The organism is Pseudomonas chlororaphis, from assembly GCA_001023535.1.
Lineage (GTDB): Bacteria > Pseudomonadota > Gammaproteobacteria > Pseudomonadales > Pseudomonadaceae > Aquipseudomonas > Aquipseudomonas chlororaphis_E.
Genome location: CP011020.1, coordinates 4,479,073 through 4,502,228, shown reverse-complemented (window position 1 = coordinate 4,502,228; position 23,156 = coordinate 4,479,073). Strand labels below are relative to the sequence as shown.

At 63.1% G+C, this 23,156-nt stretch carries 23 protein-coding genes; 13 read left to right on the top strand and 10 right to left on the bottom strand.

The window, feature by feature from the left end:
* Window positions 1-170: 170 nt before the first annotated feature.
* Entirely contained in the window at window positions 171-1,133 is a 963-nt protein-coding gene (locus VM99_19780) for a thioredoxin reductase (GenBank protein AKK00205.1), read from the top strand.
* 178 nt (window positions 1,134-1,311) lie between these two features.
* Here the strand turns inward: VM99_19780 and VM99_19775 are convergent, their stop codons facing one another.
* From VM99_19775 to VM99_19755, 5 genes are all read right to left on the bottom strand, one after another.
* Window positions 1,312-2,562: a 4-aminobutyrate aminotransferase gene (locus VM99_19775; GenBank protein AKK00204.1), complete on the bottom strand. Its 1,251-nt coding sequence runs from the start codon at window positions 2,560-2,562 to the stop codon at window positions 1,312-1,314.
* Between the two features lie 204 nt (window positions 2,563-2,766).
* Window positions 2,767-3,105 carry a HopJ type III effector protein gene (locus tag VM99_19770; protein ID AKK00203.1) on the bottom strand — a complete coding sequence of 113 codons (339 nt, stop codon included), beginning with the start codon at window positions 3,103-3,105 and terminating at the stop codon, window positions 2,767-2,769.
* The gene (locus tag VM99_19765) at window positions 3,098-3,394 is read right to left on the bottom strand and encodes a cell division protein DedD (protein AKK00202.1); all 297 of its coding nucleotides are present in this window, start codon (window positions 3,392-3,394) and stop codon (window positions 3,098-3,100) included. Before VM99_19765 ends, VM99_19770 begins: the two co-directional genes overlap by 8 nt.
* 89 nt (window positions 3,395-3,483) lie before the next feature.
* Entirely contained in the window at window positions 3,484-3,864 is a 381-nt protein-coding gene (folX, locus tag VM99_19760) for a D-erythro-7,8-dihydroneopterin triphosphate epimerase (protein ID AKK00201.1), read from the bottom strand.
* Between the two features lie 50 nt (window positions 3,865-3,914).
* Window positions 3,915-4,625, bottom strand: coding sequence for a dihydrofolate reductase (locus VM99_19755; GenBank protein ID AKK00200.1), 711 nt, complete (start codon window positions 4,623-4,625; stop codon window positions 3,915-3,917).
* Between the two features lie 190 nt (window positions 4,626-4,815).
* Between VM99_19755 and VM99_19750 the strand changes: the two genes are divergently transcribed.
* Window positions 4,816-5,775 carry a MerR family transcriptional regulator gene (locus VM99_19750; GenBank protein AKK00199.1) on the top strand — a complete coding sequence of 320 codons (960 nt, stop codon included), beginning with the start codon at window positions 4,816-4,818 and terminating at the stop codon, window positions 5,773-5,775.
* Here VM99_19750 and VM99_19745 read toward each other — a convergent pair whose 3' ends face one another.
* Window positions 5,776-6,381, bottom strand: a complete 606-nt coding sequence (locus VM99_19745) for a hypothetical protein (protein AKK00198.1) — start codon at window positions 6,379-6,381, stop codon at window positions 5,776-5,778. It abuts the gene before it with no gap.
* Between the two features lie 54 nt (window positions 6,382-6,435).
* Window positions 6,436-6,912, bottom strand: a complete 477-nt coding sequence (locus tag VM99_19740; protein ID AKK00197.1) for a histidine kinase — start codon at window positions 6,910-6,912, stop codon at window positions 6,436-6,438.
* Window positions 6,913-7,072: 160 nt separating this feature from the next.
* Here VM99_19740 and VM99_19735 point away from each other — a divergent pair, with 160 nt between their 5' ends.
* The 4 genes from VM99_19735 to VM99_19720 all read left to right on the top strand — a co-directional run bounded on the left by VM99_19735 (window position 7,073) and on the right by VM99_19720 (window position 10,640).
* Window positions 7,073-7,528 carry a flavodoxin gene (locus VM99_19735; protein AKK00196.1) on the top strand — a complete coding sequence of 152 codons (456 nt, stop codon included), beginning with the start codon at window positions 7,073-7,075 and terminating at the stop codon, window positions 7,526-7,528.
* A 143-nt stretch (window positions 7,529-7,671) separates the two neighbouring features.
* Window positions 7,672-8,454 carry an aldolase gene (locus tag VM99_19730; GenBank protein AKK00195.1) on the top strand — a complete coding sequence of 261 codons (783 nt, stop codon included), beginning with the start codon at window positions 7,672-7,674 and terminating at the stop codon, window positions 8,452-8,454.
* Window positions 8,454-9,356, top strand: coding sequence for an alpha/beta hydrolase (locus VM99_19725; GenBank protein ID AKK00194.1), 903 nt, complete (start codon window positions 8,454-8,456; stop codon window positions 9,354-9,356). The genes VM99_19730 and VM99_19725 overlap by 1 nt, the downstream gene beginning before the upstream one ends.
* Before the next feature lie 372 nt (window positions 9,357-9,728).
* A complete protein-coding gene (locus tag VM99_19720) occupies window positions 9,729-10,640 on the top strand; it encodes a serine/threonine protein kinase (protein ID AKK00193.1) in 912 nt (303 codons plus the stop codon).
* A gap of 136 nt (window positions 10,641-10,776) precedes the next feature.
* On the opposite strand, the gene VM99_19715 is transcribed toward VM99_19720, so the two are convergent.
* Window positions 10,777-11,145, bottom strand: a complete 369-nt coding sequence (locus VM99_19715; protein AKK00192.1) for a hypothetical protein — start codon at window positions 11,143-11,145, stop codon at window positions 10,777-10,779.
* Between the two features lie 12 nt (window positions 11,146-11,157).
* Between VM99_19715 and VM99_19710 the strand changes: the two genes are divergently transcribed.
* From VM99_19710 to VM99_19695, 4 genes are all read left to right on the top strand, one after another.
* Entirely contained in the window at window positions 11,158-12,951 is a 1,794-nt protein-coding gene (locus tag VM99_19710; protein ID AKK00191.1) for a type V secretory pathway, adhesin AidA, read from the top strand.
* Window positions 12,952-12,973: 22 nt separating this feature from the next.
* Entirely contained in the window at window positions 12,974-14,341 is a 1,368-nt protein-coding gene (locus tag VM99_19705) for a hypothetical protein (GenBank protein ID AKK00190.1), read from the top strand.
* 185 nt (window positions 14,342-14,526) lie between these two features.
* Entirely contained in the window at window positions 14,527-17,076 is a 2,550-nt protein-coding gene (locus VM99_19700) for a LuxR family transcriptional regulator (GenBank protein ID AKK00189.1), read from the top strand.
* A gap of 121 nt (window positions 17,077-17,197) precedes the next feature.
* Window positions 17,198-17,899, top strand: a complete 702-nt coding sequence (locus VM99_19695; protein AKK01803.1) for a hypothetical protein — start codon at window positions 17,198-17,200, stop codon at window positions 17,897-17,899.
* On the opposite strand, the gene VM99_19690 is transcribed toward VM99_19695, so the two are convergent.
* Window positions 17,864-18,685, bottom strand: coding sequence for an IclR family transcriptional regulator (locus VM99_19690; GenBank protein AKK00188.1), 822 nt, complete (start codon window positions 18,683-18,685; stop codon window positions 17,864-17,866). The two genes, VM99_19695 and VM99_19690, sit on opposite strands and share 36 nt — an antisense overlap.
* A 152-nt stretch (window positions 18,686-18,837) precedes the next feature.
* On the opposite strand from VM99_19690, the gene VM99_19685 reads away from it, so the two are divergent.
* The 3 genes from VM99_19685 to VM99_19675 are packed head-to-tail and all read left to right on the top strand — an operon-like array spanning window position 18,838 to window position 22,101.
* Window positions 18,838-20,142 carry a homogentisate 1,2-dioxygenase gene (locus tag VM99_19685; protein ID AKK00187.1) on the top strand — a complete coding sequence of 435 codons (1,305 nt, stop codon included), beginning with the start codon at window positions 18,838-18,840 and terminating at the stop codon, window positions 20,140-20,142.
* 3 nt (window positions 20,143-20,145) lie between these two features.
* Window positions 20,146-21,450, top strand: a complete 1,305-nt coding sequence (locus VM99_19680; GenBank protein ID AKK00186.1) for a fumarylacetoacetase — start codon at window positions 20,146-20,148, stop codon at window positions 21,448-21,450.
* A 9-nt stretch (window positions 21,451-21,459) separates the two neighbouring features.
* On the top strand, window positions 21,460-22,101 hold the full coding sequence (locus tag VM99_19675; protein ID AKK00185.1) for a maleylacetoacetate isomerase: 642 nt from the start codon (window positions 21,460-21,462) through the stop codon (window positions 22,099-22,101).
* A 199-nt stretch (window positions 22,102-22,300) separates the two neighbouring features.
* Here VM99_19675 and VM99_19670 read toward each other — a convergent pair whose 3' ends face one another.
* Entirely contained in the window at window positions 22,301-23,104 is an 804-nt protein-coding gene (locus tag VM99_19670; protein AKK00184.1) for a hypothetical protein, read from the bottom strand.
* Window positions 23,105-23,156 lie beyond the last annotated feature (52 nt).

Sequence of the window (23,156 nt, the reverse complement as noted above, 5' to 3'; positions counted from 1 at the left end):
AGCTGGATTGTTAAACCGTATTTCCTTAATCTTCGCTCCCTCGATACGCTGCACCCATTCTTTTTCAGGACCGTCGAACCCAGCCTTCCCCAAGTGCGTCAACGGTCTTTTTTATTCACGCCGCTCACCCGGCGTTCCGGGCCGCAGGGTCCGGTCAACAGGAGCAGGTCATGTCTGAAGTCCGTCATTCGCGAGTGATTATTCTCGGTTCCGGCCCTGCCGGTTACAGCGCTGCTGTCTATGCCGCCCGTGCCAACCTCAAGCCGCTGCTGATCACCGGCATGCAGGCCGGCGGTCAATTGACCACCACCACCGAAGTCGACAACTGGCCGGGCGATGTCCACGGCCTGACCGGCCCGGCCCTGATGGAGCGCATGAAAGAACACGCCGAGCGCTTCGAAACCGAGATCGTTTTCGATCACATCAACGCCGTGGACTTTGCCGCCAAGCCCTACACCCTGACCGGTGACAGCGCGACCTACACGTGCGATGCCCTGATCATCGCCACCGGTGCCAGCGCTCGCTACCTGGGCCTGCCGTCGGAAGAAGCCTTCATGGGCAAGGGTGTTTCCGCCTGCGCCACCTGCGACGGTTTCTTCTATCGCAACAAACCCGTGGCAGTGGTCGGCGGCGGCAACACCGCTGTCGAGGAAGCCTTGTACCTGGCCAACATCGCCAGCACGGTCACCCTGATCCACCGTCGTGAAACCTTCCGCGCCGAGAAGATCCTGATCGACAAGCTCAACGCCCGCGTTGCCGAAGGCAAGATCATCCTCAAGCTCAACGCGACCCTGGACGAAGTGCTGGGCGACAACATGGGCGTGACCGGCGCGCGCCTGAAGAACAACGATGGCAGTTTCGACGAGATCAAGGTCGACGGCGTGTTCATCGCCATCGGCCACACGCCGAACACTTCGCTGTTCGAAGGCCAGCTGGAGCTCAAGGACGGCTACCTGGTCGTCAAGGGCGGCCGTGACGGCAATGCCACCGCCACCAGCGTCGAAGGCATCTTCGCGGCCGGCGACGTGGCCGACCACGTCTACCGCCAGGCCATCACCTCGGCCGGTGCCGGCTGCATGGCGGCCCTGGACACCGAGCGTTACCTGGACGGCCTGCAGAACGCTTCGTTCTGATTCATCGGGCACAAAAAAACCGGCTTCGGCCGGTTTTTTCATGTGAGTGACATTCCTCAACCCCTGTGGGAGCGGGCTTGCTCGCGAATGCGGTATGTCAGTCAAACCTATGCTGGCTGACCCACCGCATTCGCGAGCAAGCCCGCTCCCACAAGTTATCCATGGCTTGTAGATCGTATCAGGACAACTTCGCCAGGCACGCTTCGAGAATATCCAGGCCTTCCTCCAACACTGCCGGCTCGGTCGTCAACGGTGCCAACAGGCGGATGATGTGTCGCGACTTGCCACTGGGCATCAACAGCAGGCCCGCTTCCCGTGCCAGGGCCAGCAACTGGGTCAGTTGTGTCGGTGCCGGCGTGCCGTCGGCGTGGGCCAGTTCGAGGCCGCGCATCGCGCCGACGCCGGTCAGGCGGCCCAGGTACGGCGCCAGTTTACGATGACGCCAGGCTTCGTAGCGGCTGACAATCGCAGCTTCCTGTCGCGTGCCCCAGGTGTGCAGGTGGGTGTCGGTCATCTCGTCCAGGGTTGCCAATGCGGCGGCGCAGGCGATGGGGTTGCCTGAATAGGTTCCGCCCAGCCCACCCTTGGGCAGGTTGTCGAGCAACGCCTTGCGTCCCACCACCGCGCCCAGTGGCACGCCGCCGGCGATGCTCTTGCCCAGCAGGATCAGGTCCGGCTCGATGCCCAGGCGCGAAAATGCGAAGCGCTGGCCGGTGCGACCGAAGCCGGACTGGATCTCATCGACGATCAGCACGATTCCCTGCTTATCGCAGAACTGCCGCAGGGCCTGGGCAAAGGGCACATCCAAGGCCAGGAAACCGGCTTCGCCCTGCACCGGTTCGATGATGAAACAGGCCACGTCGTTCACGTCGATCTCGACGCTGAACAGCCGCTCCATGGCCTTGAGCGCCTCGGCGCACGTGATGCCGTTGTCCTGGCTCGGATACGGCAGGTGATAGACCGGCCCGGGCAGCACGCCGACCTTCTGTTTGTACGGCGCGACCTTGCCGTTGAGGTTGAGCGTGGCCAGGGTGCGGCCATGGAACGCGCCGTCAAACGCCACGACAGCGGTGCGGCCGGTGGCGCCGCGCACGATCTTCAAGGCGTTCTCCGCCGCTTCGGCACCGCTGTTGGTGAGCATGCCACTGATCGGGTAGTCCACCGGTATGAACGCGCTCAGGCGTTCCATCAGTTCAATGTAGGGCACATGCGGTGCAGCGTTGAATGCGTAGTGGGTCAGCCGGGTCGCCTGTGTGCGAATCGCCTCGACGATGCGTGGATGGCAATGGCCGAGGTTCAACACGCCGATGCCGCCGACGAAATCGATGTAGCGCTTGCCATCGGTGTCCCAGACCTCGGCGTTCCTGCCGTGGCTGAGGCTGATGGGGTGCACGATGGAAATCGATTGGCTGATGGTTTCGCTGCTCATGAATGACCGCTCGCAAGGGAAGATGGCGTGCGCTATTCAAGCGGTGAGCGAAGGGCGTGGGCAAACGAAATAAAGTTGCCGGGTCAATCTTAAAAGTCGGGATGTGGAACAGGCGCACTGTGTGCGTGACGACGAACCTTTCGTGGCGAGGGAGCAAACTTCCTCGCCACGAAAGCGGATTTCGACATGGCGGCGGTTTTTGGATCAGCGACGCTGCAGCGGCTGCGCCTCGAACTTCACGCCGGCCAACCCATGCGCCATCAGCGCACGGATATTGCCGTGATCGCTGCCTTCGGGCGTGGCCAGCACCGAACGGTAATGCTCGCCAAATGCCAGCAGCGCTTCTTCGTCGCTCAAGCCTTCGAGCAAGGCCAGGCCCAGGGTCTTGCAGGAACCTTCGTTCTGCCCCGCGGCGTTGGTCACGCCACCATTGGTGAAAGCCTGGGGTTGGTAGTCATAGCCGGCGGCGATGAAGGCCAGGGTGTCGGCGAACAGGTGTTCACCGCTTTTGAGACGGGTGCGCAGGGTGTCGAGATCAGGCATCGGGTTTTCCTTTGGCGAACGCCGCTTGCTGTTCGGCGCTGGCTTCTTTCTGGTATTGGGCTTTCCACTCGGCGTACGGCATGCCGTAGACCACTTCGCGGGCTTCGTCGAGGCTGACCTCGATCTGGCGTTCATCGGCGGCGGCCTTGTACCACTTGGACAGGCAGTTGCGGCAGAAGCCGGACAGGTTCATCAGGTCGATGTTCTGCACATCCTTGCGGCTGTCCAGGTGGGCAACCAGCCGGCGGAAAGCGGCGGCTTCGAGTTCGAGGCGTTGTTGCTCGTTCATGGTGGTCTCTGCAAGACAGCTTCAAGGGCTAGCTTCAAGCTGCACGTTGGGGATCAGGCCTGAAGCTTACAGCTTGAAGCCGGCAGCGGCTATTGGGTCGCCCGGCTGGCCGCCAGGGTGATCGACACCGACTCGGCAAAGCGCAAGGCATGGGGCTTGTCGACCTCGACTTCGGCGTACAGCACCGACTCGTTGGCCATGATCAGGTCCAAAAGCTCCTGGGTCAGGCGTTCGAGCAGGGCGAAGCGATTGCCCTCCACGTGGGCGATCACCGCCTTGGTGATGGTGCGGTAGTTCAAGGCGTGGTCGATGTCATTGTCGCGCACCGCCTCCTGGGCGGCGTAGAGGATGGTCAGGTTGATCAACACATCCTGTTTGTTGAGGATCTCGTCCTCGTTGATGCCGATGAAGGTGCGCAGGCGCAGGTCCTTGACCTTGATGCGTGCCATGGCGGGCTGAAGTTGTGACATTTACGGGCTCCGTCGAATCAATTGCAGAAACTCATGAAGGCAACGCCGGGCTACTTGACGTGCCGCCCGCCGTTGACGGACAGCGTCGTGCCGGTGACATAAGGGTTGTCCAGCAGGTAGCGCAGGCTCTGGTAGATCACCTCGCTGCCGGGCTCGATACCCAGTGCGGACTTGGCCAGGGCCTTGGCCCGGTAGGCCGCGTCGTCTTCGGGATTGAACATTAGCAGGGCCGGGGCGATGCCGTTGACCTTGATGGCCGGTGCGTATTTTGCCGCGAATGACAAGGTCAGGCTTTCGAGGCCGGCCTTGGTGGCGCAGTAGGCGATGTGTCGGGTGCTGCCCTTGCGCGTCACGTCATCGCTGATGTGCACGATGTCGGCCGGGTTCGAACGCTGCAGCAAGCCGGCGCAGTGCAGGTTGATCAGGTACGGCGCCAGCATGTGCACGCCGAACATGGCGCCGAATGCCTGCGCTTCGTTGCCGGGGTCTTCGGCCAGCCAGGCCGACGCGTTGTGCACGATGGCCCGCAGGCGATCAGTGTGCTGCTGAAGCCGCTCGATAAAGGCCAGGATCCCGGCTTCGCTGGAGAAATCAGCAAACAGCACAGTGGCTCCAAGGTCCCGCAGTACCTGTACGCCCGGGCGTTCGGTGCGATAGGTCGCGATCACCGGCTGGCCGTCTTCCAGGCAGCGGCGGGCACAATGCAGGCCGACGCGTTGGGCGGCGCCGGTGATCAGGATCGGAGCGGGGGCGCTGGGCATAAGGGGCTCGGTTCGCGACTGGAGTAAAAACTATAACAGCGACAGGGGGCGTCTCCTACGTGGGCCGGTGATATTCCAGATCGCGCACAAAACAACAAAACCGCGCAGCGGCGACGTTTTGTTCTTGTCATGACATCTGCCGGAAGGAGTAGACTGGGATCCAATTCGCCAGCCGGATGGGTCTGCCAACATGAGCGTAATCACTGAGGACAATTTCATCTTCAAGGCGCCAGGGGCCTGGGCGCGCGAAGACTTGTTCCCCATCCGTGAAGTCGCGCGCCTGACCGGTGTGAACCCTGTGACGCTGCGCGCCTGGGAGCGTCGCTACGGCCTGATCCAGCCCACTCGCACCGACAGCGGACACCGCCTGTATTCGTTGGGCGACATTGAAAAGGTACGCAGCATCCTGGCCTGGATCGAGCGTGGCGTGGCGGTCAGCAAGGTGGGCAAGATCCTGGCGAAGACCGAGTCGGTGCAGTCGGTCTGCGCGTTGATTCCCTCGGACCTGGTCAGGGCCGACTACGCCCAATGGCAGCAGCAGGTGGCGGATGCGGTGGGTCAGTTCGACGACGTGGAACTGGACCGCATCTATGGCCAGATCTTTTCCACCTACGCGGTGCCCGTCGTCTTCCAGGACATCCTGATGCCGCTCTGGCGGCAGTTGCTGCAACGCCAGCAAGTGTTCGGGCAAACCAGCGAATGGGTGTTCTTCGACGGTTTCCTGCGTTCACGCATCATCCAGCGGTTGCTGCTCAAGCGCGAAGGCGTGTCGCGACGGGTGCTGGTCTGCGCCATCGCCGGCCAGTGTCGCGAGCTGGAGCTGCTGGTCACGGCGCTGTTCCTGTCCAAGGCGGATGTGGGGGTCAGGGTGCTGGCGACCGGTTTGCCTTTCGATGAGCTGACCCTGGTGTGCCAGAAGATCCAGCCGCTCGCGCTGGTGGTGGTGTCCCATCATGCGCCGGCCCCCGAATTGCCCAAGCGCCTGGGCAAGTTGGCCATGAGCCTGGATTGCCCGTTGTTGCTGGCCGGCGATGCGTCTGACCTGGCGCAGGACGCCCTGGCCGGTTCGTCGATCGGCTGCCTGGGTAACGAAGGGACCGTGATGCGCCAGCGCCTGCGTCAATTTCTGGCAGGCAACCTGGACACCTGATCAGAGATGCATCGTCGGATGGGTCAGGCGATGTTGCTGCAGGATGTACTGGCGCAGGCGTTCGGTCTCGTCCTGGTCATCCTGGCTCAGATGGTAGGCGTACAAGCCCTGGGCGGTTTCCCGTTCGAAGGTGCCGCGCAATGAAATCCGTTCATAGCCCGAGGGGCTGAACCACAAGGCGAATTGCTTGAGTGGCTTGGTACGACTGCGGCTTTCCACCAGGACGCCCTTGCACGAGACCTCGTGCACCCAGAGCGAGCCCGGCTGGCCCTTGATGTTTTCCAGTGCCACGGGCTCTTCGAGGGTCAGGCGCCAGGGACGTACCTTCGGGCCGTCTTCGTAGATGCTCGGCACGCCCAGGCGCAGGTGCATGGCATGGAATTCGTCTTCCACCAGGTGCAAGGGGAACGTCATCTGCTGGTTTTCGAAGTTGGCTTGTAGCGTCACCTGCTCGTTCGCCGCCAGGCGCGTCAGCAGGTCACGGATCTGCGAGCCACCGTTTACCAGCAAGCTCGACGTGACATCCCGCTCATTGAGTTGCGGGTTGTGCTGCATGGTCCGGATGAAATCCAGTTCATCCTGCGTCAGGAGGGCATCGCGCGGCATGATGGGCTCGAAGAGGTGATGTGCATTTTCACTGGTGATTGTAGTGACTGACCGTTAATTCGCTATTTTGTTTGCGCCGTTCGTCGCTTCGAGCCGGGCAATCGTTTCCCGCGCTTCGGCCAGTTCCTTTTCCAACTGGGCCGTGCGCTGTTGAGCCTTGACCTGGGCCGTGACGTCCTTTTGCACGCCGACGAAGTACGTACGCCCATCGGCTTCGTTTCTGACCGTGGAGAGCGACAACTCATTCCAGAACGGCGTGCCGTCCTTGCGGTAGTTACGCAGCACCTCACGGCAGGCACCGCCTTGTTCCAAGGTCTGGCGAATGTGCTTCAGGGCGGGCTGGTCGCGATCACCCGACTGGAGGAAACGACAATCCTGATAGAGGATTTCCTCGCGGCTGTAGCCGGTCAGGCGTTCGAAGGCCGGGTTCACATAGATCAGGATATTGTCCTCGTCACCTTCTTTTTCGGCGATGACAATCCCGTCGTTGGTCGCGTTGATGACCAGTTGCATCAAATGAGCGTTGATCATGGCGCAGCTCCCGTTGAAACGTCCTTGTTTAGAGCCAGCATTCTAGAAGAATTCAACAGGCTGTCTACTGGCCATCAGCTCCCATTGAGAGCCATTCGCAGCTTGGCGGGTGCAGCTGTTACTATCCCCGGCTCTTTTATTCAGGTTCAGGATCAGATTGATGAAAGTCGCCATCCTTTCCGGCTCGGTCTATGGCACCGCCGAAGAAGTCGCCCGGCACGCCGCCAAACTGCTCGAAGCGGCGGGTTTCGAGGCGTGGCACAACCCGCGCGCCACCCTGGCGGATATCCAGGCGTTCGCTCCGCAGGCGATGCTAGCGGTGACCTCGACGACGGGCATGGGGGAGTTGCCGGACAACCTGATGCCGTTGTATTCGACCCTGCGCGACCAGTTGCCGGCATTCCTTCGTGGGTTGCCTGGGGGTGTGATCGGCTTGGGCGATGCCAGCTACGGGGACACCTTCTGCGCTGGTGGTGAGCAGATGAGCGAGTTGTTCGCCGAACTGGGCGTGCGAGAGGTGCTGCCCATGCTGCGCCTGGACGCCAGCGAGAGCGTCACGCCTGAAAGCGACGCCGAGCCGTGGCTACAGGCCTTGATCGAAGCCTTGCGTACTTGATGCACTCGCGATGACTCGCTCGGCCAGTAAGCTGGCTGCCAATGCAACTAGCGGCCCGGGGAGAGCTGGCTAGACTCATTTTTCTTGCGTATGAAGTTTGAAAAACGCGATTCATATAATAAGAAAACAAAGGGGTCAGAGCCGTGAGCGTAGCGCCCATCCAAACGACACTCGGTATCAAGGAACAGGTCAGTGCGGCTGAATGGCAAACCCGGGTGGACCTGGCCGCCTGTTACCGCCTGGTTGCGATGCATGGCTGGGATGACCTGATCTTCACCCACATTTCCGCGAAGGTCCCCGGCACCGAGGATTTCCTGATCAACCCGTACGGGCTGATGTTCCACGAGATCACCGCCTCCAGCCTGGTCAAGGTCGACCAGGCCGGCAACAAGCTGATGGACAGCCCCTACGACATCAACCCGGCCGGCTATACCATCCACAGCGCCGTGCATGAGGTGCGCCACGACGTGACGTGCGTGCTGCACACCCACACCGCCGCCGGCGTGGCGGTGTCGGCGCAGAAGCAAGGGGTGCTGCCGATCAGCCAGCAGTCGTTGTTCGTGCTGTCGAGCCTGGCTTATCACGCCTACGAAGGCGTGGCCTTGAACCACGAAGAGAAGGCGCGCCTGCAGGCGGACCTGGGTGACAGCAACTTCCTGATGCTGCACAACCATGGCTTGCTGACCTGTGGCTCCAGCATCGCCGATACGTTCTTGATGATGTTCATTTTCCAGCGCGCCTGTGACATTCAGGTCCTGGCGCAGAACGGTGGCGCCGAGCTGATCGGCATCGAACCGCAGATCCTGGCCGGCGCCCGGGCGATGATCGCCGGGGTGACCAGAAGTGCCCAAGGCATGGGCGGCGCGCTGGCCTGGCCGGCGTTGTTGCGCAAGCTCGACCAACAGGACAGCGGGTATAAAAGCTGATGCCCCTGGCCCAGATTCCCTTGCGTATCTGGCGCCAGCGCAGCCAGATCTTCCTGTTCCGCGGCCATGCCATCCGTTACTGGGTGGCGGGGCAGGGCGAGCCGCTGCTGCTGATCCACGGCTTTCCTACTGCCAGTTGGGACTGGCATTACCTGTGGCAGCCGTTGGCGCAGCGCTACCGGGTGATCACCTGTGACATGCTCGGTTTCGGCGACTCCGCCAAGCCGGCGGACCACACCTACAGCCTGCTGGAACAGGCCGATCTGCAACAGGCCTTGCTGGCGCACCTGAACGTGCGGCAAGGGGTGCATGTGCTGGCCCACGACTACGGTGACAGTGTGGCCCAGGAACTCATCGCCCGGCACTACGAAGCGCGCCTCAACGTTGCCAGTTGCGTCTTTCTCAATGGCGGCCTGTTCCCCGAAACCCACCGGCCGGTGCTGGCCCAGAAACTGTTGCTCAGCCCGCTGGGCTGGCTGCTGGGGCGGGCGTTTTCGCGGCAAAGCCTGGTCAAGAGCTTCCGGCAGATCTTCGGCCCCCGCACCGGCCCCACCGAAAGCGTGCTGGATGATTTCTGGAGCCTGATAGAAGCGCATCACGGGCCGCGGATCATGCACAAGCTCATCGCCTACATTCCCGAGCGGCGAGTACAGCGTGATCGCTGGGTGCAGGCGATGCAGCGTGACGACGTGCCCTTGCGGGTGATCGACGGGGCGCTCGATCCGATTTCCGGCGAGCACATGGTGGCGCGCTACGAATCGCTGATCCCCAATCCGGATACGGTGCTGCTGTCCGAGATCGGCCACTACCCCCACACCGAGGCCCCGGTGCAGGTGCTCAAGCATTACCTGGCGTTTCGCGAAAACATCGCGCCACGGTGCAGAAAGGTGGCCTACTCCTGACACAACCCTGTGTGGGCCGGCCGGATGTGCTGCCCGACTCAATCCCTTGTGGGAGCGGGCTTGCCCGCGAAAGCGGCGTGTCAGGCAGCGCATTTCTGACTGAAGGACCGCCTTCGCGAGCAAGCCCGCTCCCACAATGTTTCTGGGTGTTCCCGGATGTGATGCCCGGCTCGATTTCCTGTGAGAGCGGGCTTGCCCGCGAAAGCGGCACCGCGGTCTCACTTCTGGATGAACAGAGTGGTCTCACCTCTGGCATCGCATCATCCCCCCACCTTATCGCCCACTATTCACTCCCAGCCCATTTCATTGTGACCGGCCGACGAGTGCCGGACACTCGGCCTCAATGTCCTATTGGCCTGCTGGAGTTCTGCCATGAATGAGTCTGTGCGCTTCGAAGATAAAGTCGTGATCGTCACCGGGGCCGGCGGTGGCCTGGGGCGGGCCCATGCCCTGCTGTTCGCCAGGCACGGCGCGAAGGTACTGGTCAACGACTTGGGCGGTTCGGCCCAGGGGGAAGGGGCCAATGCCTCGGCGGCAGACCGGGTGGTGGCTGAAATCCGCGCGGCGGGCGGCATTGCCGAGGCCAACCACGATTCGGTCATCGATGGCGACAAGCTCGTGCAGAACGCCCTCGACGCGTTCGGCCGGGTCGACGTGGTGGTCAACAACGCCGGGATCCTGCGGGACAAGACTTTCCACAAGATGGACGACGCCGACTGGGACCTGGTCTACCGCGTCCACGTCGAAGGGGCCTACAAGGTGACCCGCGCCGCCTGGCCGCACCTGCGTGAGCAGAATTATGGACGGGTGATTTTCACCGCCTCGACCTCGGGTATCTACGGCAACTTCGGCCAATCCAACTACGGCATGGCCAAGCTCGGGTTGTATGGGCTGACGCGTACCCTGGCCATCGAGGGGCGCAAGAACAACATCCTGGTCAATGCCATTGCCCCCACCGGCGGCACCCGCATGACCGAGGGCCTGATTCCGCCGCAGGTGTTCGAGCAACTCAAGCCCGAACTCGTTAGCCCGCTGGTGGTGTACCTGGCCAGTGAAGCCTGCCAGGAAACCAGCGGCCTGTTCGAAGTGGGCGGCGGCTGGATGGGCAAGGTGCGTTGGGAACGCAGCCTGGGTGCAGGCTTCAACCCGCGCACAGGTTTTTCACCCGAAGACGTCGCTGCCCATTGGCAGCAGATCTGCGACTTCGAGGATGCGGTGCACCCCAATGACAACCTGGAAGCCTTGAAGGAGATGATGGCGAACCTGCAACGCTACGCCGTTTAACCCCGCGTCCTCGACCCGTGGCAACCCGTCTCGGGTAATCCGTGGCGAGCCTCTCGCCATCCTCTGTGCGCTTCCCATAAAAAAGGCCGCTGCAAAAAGCAGCGGCCTAAGCGTGACGTTGCAAAGGAGCTACAAATCAACGTCGGTACACACGGGACGATGGATCGAATGCGCCAATCCATCCGAATGACGGTGCGCCAGGCATGAGGGATGCCATGGCGGCTTGCGCTTGCAGGCCCGTTGCGCTGCAAGCCCGGCCAGCATAGGGATCCAGGGTGCCTGGAAACAGCCCGGATCCGGACATGCACTGTTGCAGGGCGCGCAACAGTGAGGCCGACCGCTGGAACATGCGCCTGGCTGATAACCCATCATCCAGTGCGTCGATGCCCTGCGCGAAGGCCCGCCTGGTATGGGGGGTAATCCTTTCGGGGTACAGCGCGAATACCTCCTTGGTGCGCTTATCGCCCCTGGCGTGCGGCAGTAGGGTGAAGCCTCTGTCACTCACCGGGGAAGACGCATGACAACAATAACAATGCGCGCCATCTTCAAGCCGCAGGCACTCGCCGCCGCGGTGGCCTTGGGTTGCTGTGCCCAGGCGCAGGCCGTTTCATTCAACATTGGTGAAATCGAAGGTCAGTTCGACTCTTCGTTGTCCGTGGGCGCGAGCTGGGGCATGCGCGATGCGGACAAGGATTTCGTCGGCACCGTCAACGGCGGTCGGGGGCAATCGTCCACCGGGGATGACGGGCGGCTGAACTTCAAGAAAGGCGAGACGTTTTCCAAGATCTTCAAGGGCTTGCACGACCTCGAACTCAAGTACGGCGACACCGGTGTGTTCGTGCGCGGCAAGTACTGGTACGACTTCGAACTCAAGGACGAAAACCGTGAGTTCAAGGACATCAGCGACAGCAACCGCAAGGAAGGCGCGAAGTCGTCGGGGGCTGAGATCCTCGACGCGTTCGTCTACCACAACTATTCCATCGCCGATTTGCCGGGCACGGTGCGTGCCGGCAAGCAGGTGGTCAGCTGGGGTGAAAGTACCTTCATCGGCAACTCCATCAACAGCATCAACCCGATCGACGTGTCGGCGTTCCGTCGCCCGGGTGCGGAGATCAAGGAAGGCCTGATCCCGGTGAACATGCTGTTCGCCTCCCAGGGCCTGACCGACAAGCTCACCCTCGAAGGTTTCTATCAGTTGGAATGGGACCAGACAGTCGTCGATAACTGCGGCACCTTCTTCGGCAACGACGTGGTGGCCGACGGCTGCACCACCGGCTACACCGTGGGCAGCCCGGCCATTGCGCCGTTCCAGCCGTTGACCGCGCTGTTCGGCCAGGGCATCCAGGTGTCGCGCGAAGGGGTGATCATCCCCCGTGGTGGCGACCGCGATGCCCGTGACTCCGGCCAGTGGGGCACGGCGTTGCGCTGGCTCGGCGATGACACCGAGTACGGCCTGTACTTCATGAACTACCACAGCCGCACACCCACCGTCGGCACCACCACGGCGGGTGCGTCCACCCTCGCGGCCCTGCCGGGAATGGTCGCGATCGCCAATGGCCTGGCCCCCGGCAGTGGTTCGGGCCTGGCCCAGAGCGTGATGCTGGGACGCGGGCAGTACTACCTCGAATACCCTGAAGACATCCGCCTGTATGGCGCCAGCTTCTCCACCACGCTGCCCACCGGCACCGCGTGGACCGGTGAAATCAGCTACCGGCCCAATGCGCCGGTGCAACTGAGCACCAACGACCTGACCCTGGCCCTGGTCAATCCGATTGCCGGCGGTGCGGCGTCGCCCATCGCCACCAGGCCGGGGGCGGACAACACCGGTTACCGGCGCAAGGAAATCACCCAGGTCCAGAGCACCCTGACGCACTTCGTCGATCAGGTGTGGGGGGCCGATCGCCTGACCCTGGTGGGTGAGGCCGCGGTGGTGCATGTCGGCGGGCTGGAATCCAGGGACAAGTTGCGCTACGGCCGCGACTCGGTCTTCGGCCAGTACGGCTTCAATGGCGACACCGACGGTTTCGTCACGTCCACGTCCTGGGGCTACCGCGCCCGGGCGATTCTCGACTACTCCAACGTCATCGGCGGGGTGAACTTCAAGCCCAACGTGTCCTGGTCCCACGACGTGGCCGGCTACGGTCCCAACGGCCTGTTCAACGAAGGCGCCAAGGCCGTCAGCCTGGGTGTCGATGCCGACTACCGCAACACCTACACCGCCAGCCTGAGCTACACCGACTTTTTTGGCGGCGACTACAACGTTCTCAAAGACCGCGACTTCCTCGCGTTGAGCTTCGGCGTGAACTTCTGATCTGGCTGACAAGGAAAACCCAATGCGCAAGATGATCCTGCAATGCGGTGCCCTGGCCTTGAGCCTGCTGGCCGCGAACGTGATGGCGGCGGTTTCGCCGGAGGAAGCCAACAAGCTGGGCACCACCCTGACGCCGCTGGGCGCGGAAAAGGCCGGCAACGCCGATGGTTCGATCCCGGCCTGGACCGGTGGTATCCCGAAAAATGCCGGTGCCGTGGACAGCAAGGGCTTTCTGGCCGACCCGTTCGCCAATGAAAAGCCGCTGTTCACCATCACCGCCGCGACCGTGGACAAGTACAAGGACAAGCTGTCCGAAGGCCAGGTCGCGATGTTCAAGCGCTACCCCGAGACCTACAAGATCCCGGTCTACCCGACCCATCGCAGCGTTGCGCTGCCGCCGGAAATCTACGAGTCGGCCAAGCGCAGTGCGCTGAACGTAACGTCCATCAACGACGGTAACGGCCTGGCCAACTTCACCGGTAACCGTTACTACGCGTTCCCGATCCCCAAGAACGGCGTGGAGGTGCTGTGGAACCACATCACCCGCTATCACGGCGGCAACCTGCGCCGCATCATCACCCAGGCGACGCCGCAGACCAACGGCAGCTTCACGCCGATCCGCTTCGAAGAAGAAGTGGCCGTGCCGTTCCTGATCAAGGACGCCGACCCGGAAAAGGCCAGCAACGTGCTGACCTATTTCAAGCAGGAGGTCACCGCCCCGGCGCGCCTGGCCGGCAACGTACTGCTGGTGCATGAAACCCTCGACCAGGTGAAGGAGCCGCGCCTGGCGTGGATCTACAACGCCGGTCAACGCCGCGTGCGCCGCGCCCCGCAAGTGGCCTACGACGGTCCGGGCACCGCGGCCGATGGCCTGCGCACCTCCGACAACTTCGACCTGTTTTCCGGCGCCCCGGATCGCTACGACTGGAAGCTGGTCGGCAAGAAGGAAATGTACATCCCGTACAACAGCTACAAGCTCGATTCGCCGACCCTCAAGTACGACGATGTGATCAAGGCCGGCCACATCAACCAGGACCTGACCCGCTATGAGCTGCACCGGGTCTGGGAAGTGGTGGGCACGGTCAAGCCCAGCGAGCGCCACATCTACGCCAAGCGCCACATGTACATCGACGAGGACAGCTGGCAAGCCGCGGTGGTGGATCACTACGACGGTCGCGGCCAACTGTGGCGCGTGGCCGAAGGTCATGCCCAGTTCTACTACGACCACCAGAACCCGGGCTACACCCTCGAAGCGCTCTACGACATCATCGCCGGCCGCTACATCGCCCTGGGGATGAAGAACGAGGAGAAGCACAGCTACGAGTACGGCTTCGAAGCGCGGGCGGCGGACTACACGCCGGCGGCGCTGCGGTCCTCGGGCGTGCGTTAAAGGTGTGGCGAGGGAGCGAGCTCCCTCGGCACAGAGTGGTGTCTGCGCAAGGGCATCGTGAACGACCGGCAGTTGCCTCTGCCGGTCGTTTTTTTATGGGCGCCAATCAGCGCGCTGAATACTTCTCCAAAGGTCAGCGACACAGGACTAGGGTGATGAAACAACAATAAACAGGACCTTCGTACATGACTGCCATGACCCCGTGTCCGGACCGTCCAGGATTGCTGCCCCGCCTGTCCTCGACGCATGTACCGCGGCGGTCCTTGAGCGAGCCGTTGCTGACTTCCGAGGCACGGGTAAAACTGCTGTGCGCGCCCGCGGGGAGTGGCAAGAGTGCGCTGTTCGCCGAGTGTTTTCTCAAGGCCCCCGCCGACTGCCGACTGCATTGGTTGCCGCTGGGTGGCGTTGCGTTGACCCCCGCGCAGATGGGCGAGCGACTGGCGCAGACCCTGGGCCTGCCAGTGATGGACGAAGCGGGGCTGCTGGCCCACCTGGCGCGCCTGCAAACACCCACCTGGCTGTTCCTGGATGATTACTGCCGGGTGCCGAATCCCGAGCTGGACCAATGGCTCGACCGCCTGTTGAACACCAGCAGCCCGGCCTTGCACCTGTGGCTGAACGGCCGTCGCCGGCCGCACTGCAATTGGCCGCGGCTGTTGCTCGACGATGAGCTGCACGAATTCGACACGCAGGCGCTGGTGTTCAGCCCTGGCGATGTCCAGCAACTGCTGCGTCATTTGCCTGGCCCCCAGGCGGCCCGCACCGCCCGCGAGGTGATACAGCGCAGCGGCGGCTGGTGCGCCGGGGTGCGCATCAGCTTGCTCGAACGTTGCGAATGGGCGCGCAGCCACGCCACGCCGGGGCGGCCCGGAACCCTGGCGGACTACCTGGAGTACGAGCTGTTCAGCGCCCTGAGCCCGGACCTGGCGCAAGCCTGGCGCGTGCTCGCCCACTTGCCACGTTTCAATGCCCGGCTTTGCGAGCATCTGTTCGGCGACACGGTGGGCGTTGAATGCCTCCCGCTGTTGAAGGACCTGGGCTGTTTCATCGAGCCGTGGGAACACTCCTCGGACTGGTTGCAGATCTTCCCGGCCCTGGCCCGACTGGTTCGCGAGGAACCCTGGCCCCAGGGCCGTTCCTGGCATCGCCGGGCCTGCCAGTGGTTTGCCGCCGAACAGGATTGGCCCATGGCATTCGAGCAGGCGATGTTGGCCCACGAGTTCGAGACGGCCGTGAGTGTCTTGCAGCATCTGAGCTTCGAGCACCTCTTGCAGGGCCGCAACGTCGTGTTGCTGCTGAACTTGCATGACCAGCAGGGCGAGGCGCTGTCCCTTGGCACGCCGCAATCGGTAGGGTTGGTCACCGCAGCGCTGTTGTTTGCCGGTCGCTTCGACCAGGCCGCAGTGTGCATCGAGCAACTCACGCGGTTCGCACCCCAGCCGCGGGCCTGCCAGCAGCGCCAGTTGATCGCACGCTGGCAGGTCCTGCGGGGCTGGCTGCTGCACTTGTCGGGCGACGGAGATCCGGCCCGCGAACATTTCCTCCAGGCCCAGGCTCATCTGGATCCGCAGGCCTGGGCCTCGCGCTTGTTGTGTCAGTCGGGATTGACCCAGCAGGCGTTGCTCAAGGGCGACCTGGCCTCGGCGCAATGGATCAACCGCCAGGCGCTGTGCCTGGCCCGTGCCGAAGGCTCGCTGGTGTTCGAAGGGCTGCTGGAACTGGATCACGCACAAGTGCTGGAGCAACGCGGTGCGCCGCATCGGGCCGACGAATTGCTGGGCGATGTCCAGGCGCGGCTCGACAAGCCCGGCCAGGATTTTTCCCCGCTGCTGGGCCGTATCGCCTTGCGGCGTGGACGCCTGGCGCTGCGCATGGGTTTTGAAGAGCGCGCCGCCGAGCAGTTCCAGGCCGGGTTGGAAACCGGCCTGCGCAGCCAGGATAAACAGGTACTTTACGGCTTTCTCGGCAAGGCCAGCCTGGCGGCCAACCAGGGCGACTATGGCGAGGCCTTCATGCAACTGCGCGACGCCGAGCGGATCATGCAGCAGCGGCACATTCCCGACACCGTTTACCGCGGTGTATTGCTGCAGATCAGTTGTCAGTTCTGGTTGCAGCAGGGGCGCGCCGAACTGGCCCACGAAGCCTTGACCCGCGTGCTGCGGCATTTCCGCGGGCCCCAGGCCAAGCACGCACCGCCCGCGACCCTGGAGTTGATTCCTCGGCTTGAATACCTGTTGCTGTTGACCGAGGTGCACCTGCACCGCGCGCAAGACCCGATGGCACGCCTGGAGGCCATGATCGCCCAGGCCCGTTACGCGGAAATGCACGGCCTGGAAACCGAGCTGCACCTGGCGCTGGCGGAGGTGGCCTGGTTGACCGCCGACCGCTCGCAGGCCCGCGTGCTTGTCCAGGAAGGCCTGGAGCGCGTGGCCTGTTGGCGCGCCCAGCAAGCCTTGTGCGAACTGCGCCTGCGCCAGCCCGAACTGTTGCACTGGGCGCAATCGTCAGGCCCGATCGAACCGCCGGCGGCCCCCGAGGACGCCTTGCTCAGTCATCGCGAACTGGAAGTGCTGGAACTGATCGCCCAAGGTTATTCCAACCAACAGATTGCCGAACGGCTGTTCATCTCGTTGCACACGGTAAAAACCCATTCACGGCGTATACACAGCAAGTTGGGCGTCCAGCGGCGTACCCAGGCAGTGGCGAAGGCCAAGGTCATGGGGATGATGGGATAGTGCGCACTGCAAGCCTTACGCGTGCTTACAGTTGCGCTTTTACCCCCGGAGGGGGAGTTGGGTTATAACGGCGATGCCGGTTCGAACAGGACGTTCGGGCCATGAAATGACAAGGATGTTCATGAACACTCAAACGTTTTCTACGTATTCCGAAAGACTGCTTGCCCTCAAGCTCACTCGCGTCGATTTTGCCGTGCAAGTGCTGTTGGGCGATCACCTGGAGGCACTGGGCCTCAACCCGCATAACCTGTATCTGAATACCGTGGCCGGGTTTCCCGAGCCCCAGGTTGAAACGTCCAGGACATTGTTCGATGAAACACTGGCCTGCGTTCAGAAACAGACCTTGGCGCATTACACCCAAGGCATCACCAATATCTTCAGCAAGCGGTATTCCTTTGCCGTCGAAGATCGGGTCAAGGCGCTGGACTTGATCACCTTCGAGAAAATCGTGGCGGACATCGTGACGGGCCTGGCTGAAAAGCCCGGGATGGATTTGTCCGAGCGGCCCATCCTGCCGTTGAGCGCCGAAGCGCTTCATGGCGCGTTGAAAGTCCATCTGCCCGGCGTCGATCTGGAGAAAGTCTTCATCACCAGCTTCGTCAACCATGACGTTGCAAACCCGGTGGTGTTTTCTTCCGAACCCCTGGTTGAGTACTTGCTGGCGCACCTACGCAACAACGATATTCCTTACCATGCCAAGGGCGATCCCCAGGCCATCTACCTGGTCCCCTTCAGCGGCGAAGAGCGTCACCTGCATCCGCGCCTGACGCCTGCCCACCTCAATGACCTACTGATCAGGATCGTCCCCGACTTCCTGGGCTGATCTTCCATCGGTTTCATACCCCATCCGCCAACTCACGGCCCGGGTCGCGGCGAGCAATCGTTGCGCCGCCGGGCCGTTTTCGTCGGCGTGGAACAGCGAGGTCGGGCCGACGATGGTCATCACCGCCGTCACCTGGCCGACCGCATTGAACACCGGGGCGGACAAGGCATCCACGCCGGGCATCAGCAGGCCATGTACATGGTGCAGGCCACGGTTGCGGATCTGTTCGCACAAGGTGGCATAGGCCTGGTCGTCGGCCAGGGCATGCCGTTCGGATCCTTGCACCTCCTGTTCGCGCAAGCCGATCGTCTCGCGCTCGGGCAGGTAGGCGCTGAACACCAGCCCGGTGGACGAACTGAGCAGGGGCAGCACCGAGCCCAGTTGCGTCACGACCGTCACGGCGCGCACGGCAGGTTCGATGCGCACCACGGTGGCGCCGTGGTTGCCCCACACCGCCAGGAAGCAGGTTTCGTTCAGGTCATCGCGCAACTCGGCCAGCGGCATGGCGGCCACTTGCAGCACGTCCATGCCGTTCAATGCCGCCAGCCCGACGCGCAGCGCTTCGCGGCCCAGGCCGTAGTGGTTGGTGGCGGTGTTCTGCTCGGCGAATCCGCTGGCAATCAACGCCTGCAAGTAGCGATGCACCTTGCTTGCCGGCATTTGCACGTGCTCGGCCAGGCGCGACAGCGACGTGGACGGCGACAGCTCGGCCAAGGCCTTGAGAATGTCAGTGCCGACTTCGGCCGAGCGGACTTTCTGTTTACCGTTATTGAGCGGGGTTTGCATGGCGGCGCGGGGTCCAGAGGCGAATGGGCGTCTTTATAGCTTGACGGTCGTTGTCGAGCAAATTACGTTATGCGTAATTGAATTACGATAAAAATAACCCGGTGCGCCTGACACTCACCCCATGAGTCACGGGCCGCATCCTTGGAGGCTCCATGAACCTCGATTCCCCAGCGTCGGACCTGGCTTATCAATCAGGCTTCGGCAATGAGTTCGCCAGCGAAGCCCTGCCCGGCGCTTTGCCCGTCGGCCAGAACTCTCCGCAAAAAGCCCCTTACGGCCTGTACGCCGAATTGTTCTCCGGCACCGCGTTCACCATGGCCCGCAGCGAGGCTCGGCGGACCTGGATGTACCGCATCCGGCCGTCGGCCAACCACCCGGCCTTCACCCCATTGGAGCGGCAACTGGTCGGCGGCCCGCTGGGCGAGGTCACGCCCAATCGGTTGCGCTGGAACCCGCTGGAGAATCCCGCGCAGCCCACCGATTTCCTCGATGGCCTGGTGCGCATGGCCGCCAATGCCGGCATGGACAAGCCGGCTGGCATCAGCATTTTTCACTATTGCGCCAACCGCTCCATGGAGCGGGTGTTCTTCAATGCCGACGGTGAATGGCTGATCGTGCCGCAGTTGGGCCGGTTGCGGATCATCACCGAACTGGGCGTGCTGGAACTGGCGCCGCTGGAAATCGCCGTGCTGCCCCGGGGCTTGAAGTTTCGCGTCGAACTGCTGGATGCGCAGGCCCGCGGTTACCTCGCCGAAAACCATGGCGCGCCGCTGCGTCTGCCGGACCTCGGGCCCATCGGCAGCAATGGCCTGGCCAACCCGCGGGACTTCCTGACACCGGTCGCCCATTACGAGAACCTCGCCCAGCCCACCACCCTGGTGCAGAAGTTCCTCGGCCAGTTGTGGGCTTGCGAGCTGGGGCACTCGCCCTTCGACGTGGTCGCCTGGCACGGCAACAACGTGCCGTACAAATATGATCTGCGGCGGTTCAACACCATCGGCACCGTCAGCTTCGACCACCCGGACCCGTCGATTTTCACCGTGTTGACCTCGCCCACCAGCGTCCACGGCCTGGCCAACCTGGATTTCGTCATTTTCCCACCCCGCTGGATGGTGGCCGAGAAGACCTTCCGTCCACCCTGGTTCCATCGCAACCTGATGAACGAATTCATGGGCCTGATCCAGGGCGCCTACGATGCCAAGGCCGAGGGCTTCGTGCCCGGCGGGGCGTCGTTGCACAGCTGCATGAGCGCCCATGGCCCGGACGGCGAAACCTGCACCAAGGCGATCAACGCCGAACTTCAGCCGGCGAAAATCGACCACACCATGGCCTTCATGTTCGAGACCAGCCAAGTGCTGCGTCCGAGCCGTTTCGCCATGGACTGCCCGCAACTGCAAACCGACTACGATGGGTGCTGGGCTTCGCTGCCTGTCACCTTCGACCCGACCCGGAGATAACCCATGACTCAACTTTCCCCCGTCCGTAGCTGGGTGGCCTCTGCCAACGGTCATGCCGATTTCCCGCTGCAGAACCTGCCACTGGGCATCTTCAGCCACCAGGGCGGCACCCGACGCGGCGGCGTGGCCATCGGCGAGCAGATTCTCGATTTGTCGGCCGCGTTGCAGGCCGGCCTGTTCGACGGCGCGGCGCGAGCAGCGGTCGAAGCCATGGCGGGCGGTGATCTCAATGGGTTTTTCGAGCTGGGCCGTGGCGCCCGTGTCGCCTTGCGTGAGCGGCTGCTGGAGCTGCTGCGCGAGGACAGCCCTCAGCGTGCCCAGCTCGAAGCCCAGCAGTCTCAATGGCTGTTCCCCGCGGCCGATTGCCAGTTGCACCTGCCGGCCAGGATCAATGACTACACCGATTTCTACGTAGGGATCGAGCACGCACAGAATGTCGGCAAGCTGTTCCGCCCCGACAACCCGCTGTTGCCCAACTACAAGTACGTGCCCATCGGTTATCACGGCCGCGCCTCGACCATCCGTCCCTCCGGCACCGACGTGCGCCGTCCCAAGGGGCAGACGCTGCCGGCCGGTCAGGCCGAACCCACCTTCGGTCCGTGCGCACGGCTGGACTATGAATTGGAGCTGGGGATCTGGATCGGCCAGGGCAATGCATTGGGCGAACCCATCGCCATTGGTGACGCCGCCGAGCACATTGGCGGTTTCTGCCTGCTCAACGACTGGTCGGCCCGGGATATCCAGGCGTGGGAATACCAGCCGCTGGGGCCTTTCCTGTCGAAGAGCTTCCTCACCAGCATTTCGCCGTGGGTCGTGACGGCCGAGGCGCTCGAACCGTTTCGTCGTGCACAACCCGCGCGTCCGCAGGGCGATCCGCAACCGCTGCCGTATCTGCTGGACGCGCGCGACCAGGCCGGTGGTGCCTTCGACATCGAACTGGAAGTGCTGCTGCTGACCGACGCCATGCGCGAGCAGAACCTGCCGGCGCATCGCCTGACCTTGAGCAACACCCAGTACATGTACTGGACCGTGGCGCAGATGGTGGCGCACCACAGCGTCAATGGTTGCCAGTTGCAGGCCGGTGACCTGTTTGGTTCGGGCACCTTGTCGGGCCCGCAGAATGGTCAGTTTGGCAGCCTGCTGGAAATCACCGAGGGTGGTAAGAAGCCGATCGAGCTGGCGTCTGGCGAAGTGCGCAGGTTCCTCGAGGACGGTGACGAAATCATCCTGCGGGCCCGTTGCCGCCGCGAGGGCTTTGCCTCCATCGGGTTTGGCGAGTGCCGTGGCAAGATCCTGCCGGCGCGTTGAGGGGCGAGCATGGAACTCTATACCTACTACCGCTCCACTTCGTCGTACCGGGTGCGCATCGCCCTGGCGCTCAAGGGCCTGGACTATCAGGCCCTGCCCATCAACCTGATCGCCCCGCCGGGAGGCGAGCATCGCCAGCCGGCCTACCTGGCGATCAATCCCCAGGGGCGAGTGCCCGCGTTGAGGACCGATGAGGGGGATGTGCTGGTGCAATCTCCCGCGATCATCGAGTACCTGGAAGAACGGTATCCGCAGGTGCCGTTGCTCAACGCGGACTTGGCCATTCGAGCCCACGAGCGGGGCGTCGCGGCCTTGATCGGTTGTGATATTCACCCGCTGCACAACGTCAGCGTGCTCAACAAACTGCGCCAATGGGGGCATGACGAGGGGCAGGTGACGGAGTGGATCGGGCACTGGATCAGCCAGGGCTTGGCGGCGGTGGAGCGGTTGATCGGCGATGAGGGTTTTTGCTTCGGCGCGACGCCGGGACTGGCGGATGTCTACTTGATTCCGCAGTTGTACGCGGCTGAGCGGTTCAATGTCTCGTTGCAGGCGTACCCGCGGATCTGTCGAGTGGCGGGGCTGGCGGCCGGGCATGCGGCGTTCCAGCGGGCGCATCCTGCGAATCAGCCCGATACGCCTGCCGGATAGGGCCGTGACCGACCTGACGCCTTCGCGGGCAAGCCCGCTCCCACAGGGAATAGGTAGCGGCCCCACTGTGGGAGCGAGCTTGCTCGCGAAGGCGGCCCGACAGCCGCCCTCTCTCTGCCGGCAGCACACAGCGCCTTGTGGGAGCGAGCTTGCTCGCGAAGGCGTCAGGTCGGTCAACAGGGGCCCGCTTCATCCTGTCTCAATGCACAATCGAGTTCGGTGGCAGGTGCCCCAGCCGCTCCGTCAGCCGGAGCCGCTGGATCGGGTCTTCGCTGAGCATCAGCGCATGCTCCAGGTCGAATCGCTCGGCGTTGGGGCAATCGAGTCGCTGGTACAGGCTGGCGCGGGCTAGGTAGTCGGCGGCGCTGGCGTTACCCAGTTCCAGCACCCGTTCGGCGTCGATCAGCGCGGCAATGTAGTCGTCGTTCGCCAGGTGCAACTGGCGCAGGTTGCGTGACAGTCGCTGGAGCATCTGCAGCGGCTCGGCGTTGACCAGGTGTTCAGCCTTGAGCGGCATGTTCGCGCCATATTGACGGTGCAGCAGGTCCCGGCAGTCATGGGGGTACAACCGGCGTCCGCCGCACGGATCGAGCAAATGGTCGGCCCCAGGCACCTTCAACAGGAAGTGGCCAGGGAAATTGACGCCGACCATCGGGATCTCCAGGCCGCGCGCCAGTTCCAGGGCAATCAGGCCGAGGGCCAGCGGCTGCCCGCGCTTGCCCACCAGGACCTTGTCGAGCAACGCCGCCCGCGGGCGCAGCGGTGTGGCGTCGTCCTGGGCGAACCCCAGGTCGTTGAGCTGACGTAACAAGGGTTGGGCCAACTCGCTCACCGGCAGCATCGGCAGGTCATGGCTGACCCGTTGTTGCAGATCCCTGAAGTCGCGCAGCAGGGCCGGTACGTCGACGTCGCGATCATGTTCGGCGGCGATCCACAGCGCAGCTTCGAACAGCGCCGGGGGCGAGCGGTGCAGGCAGGCAAAAAAGGCTTGGCGCGGTTTCATCACACTCTCCGGGCTATGTCCCCGTTGTAGCTCTGCCATGGATTTTCGTCCA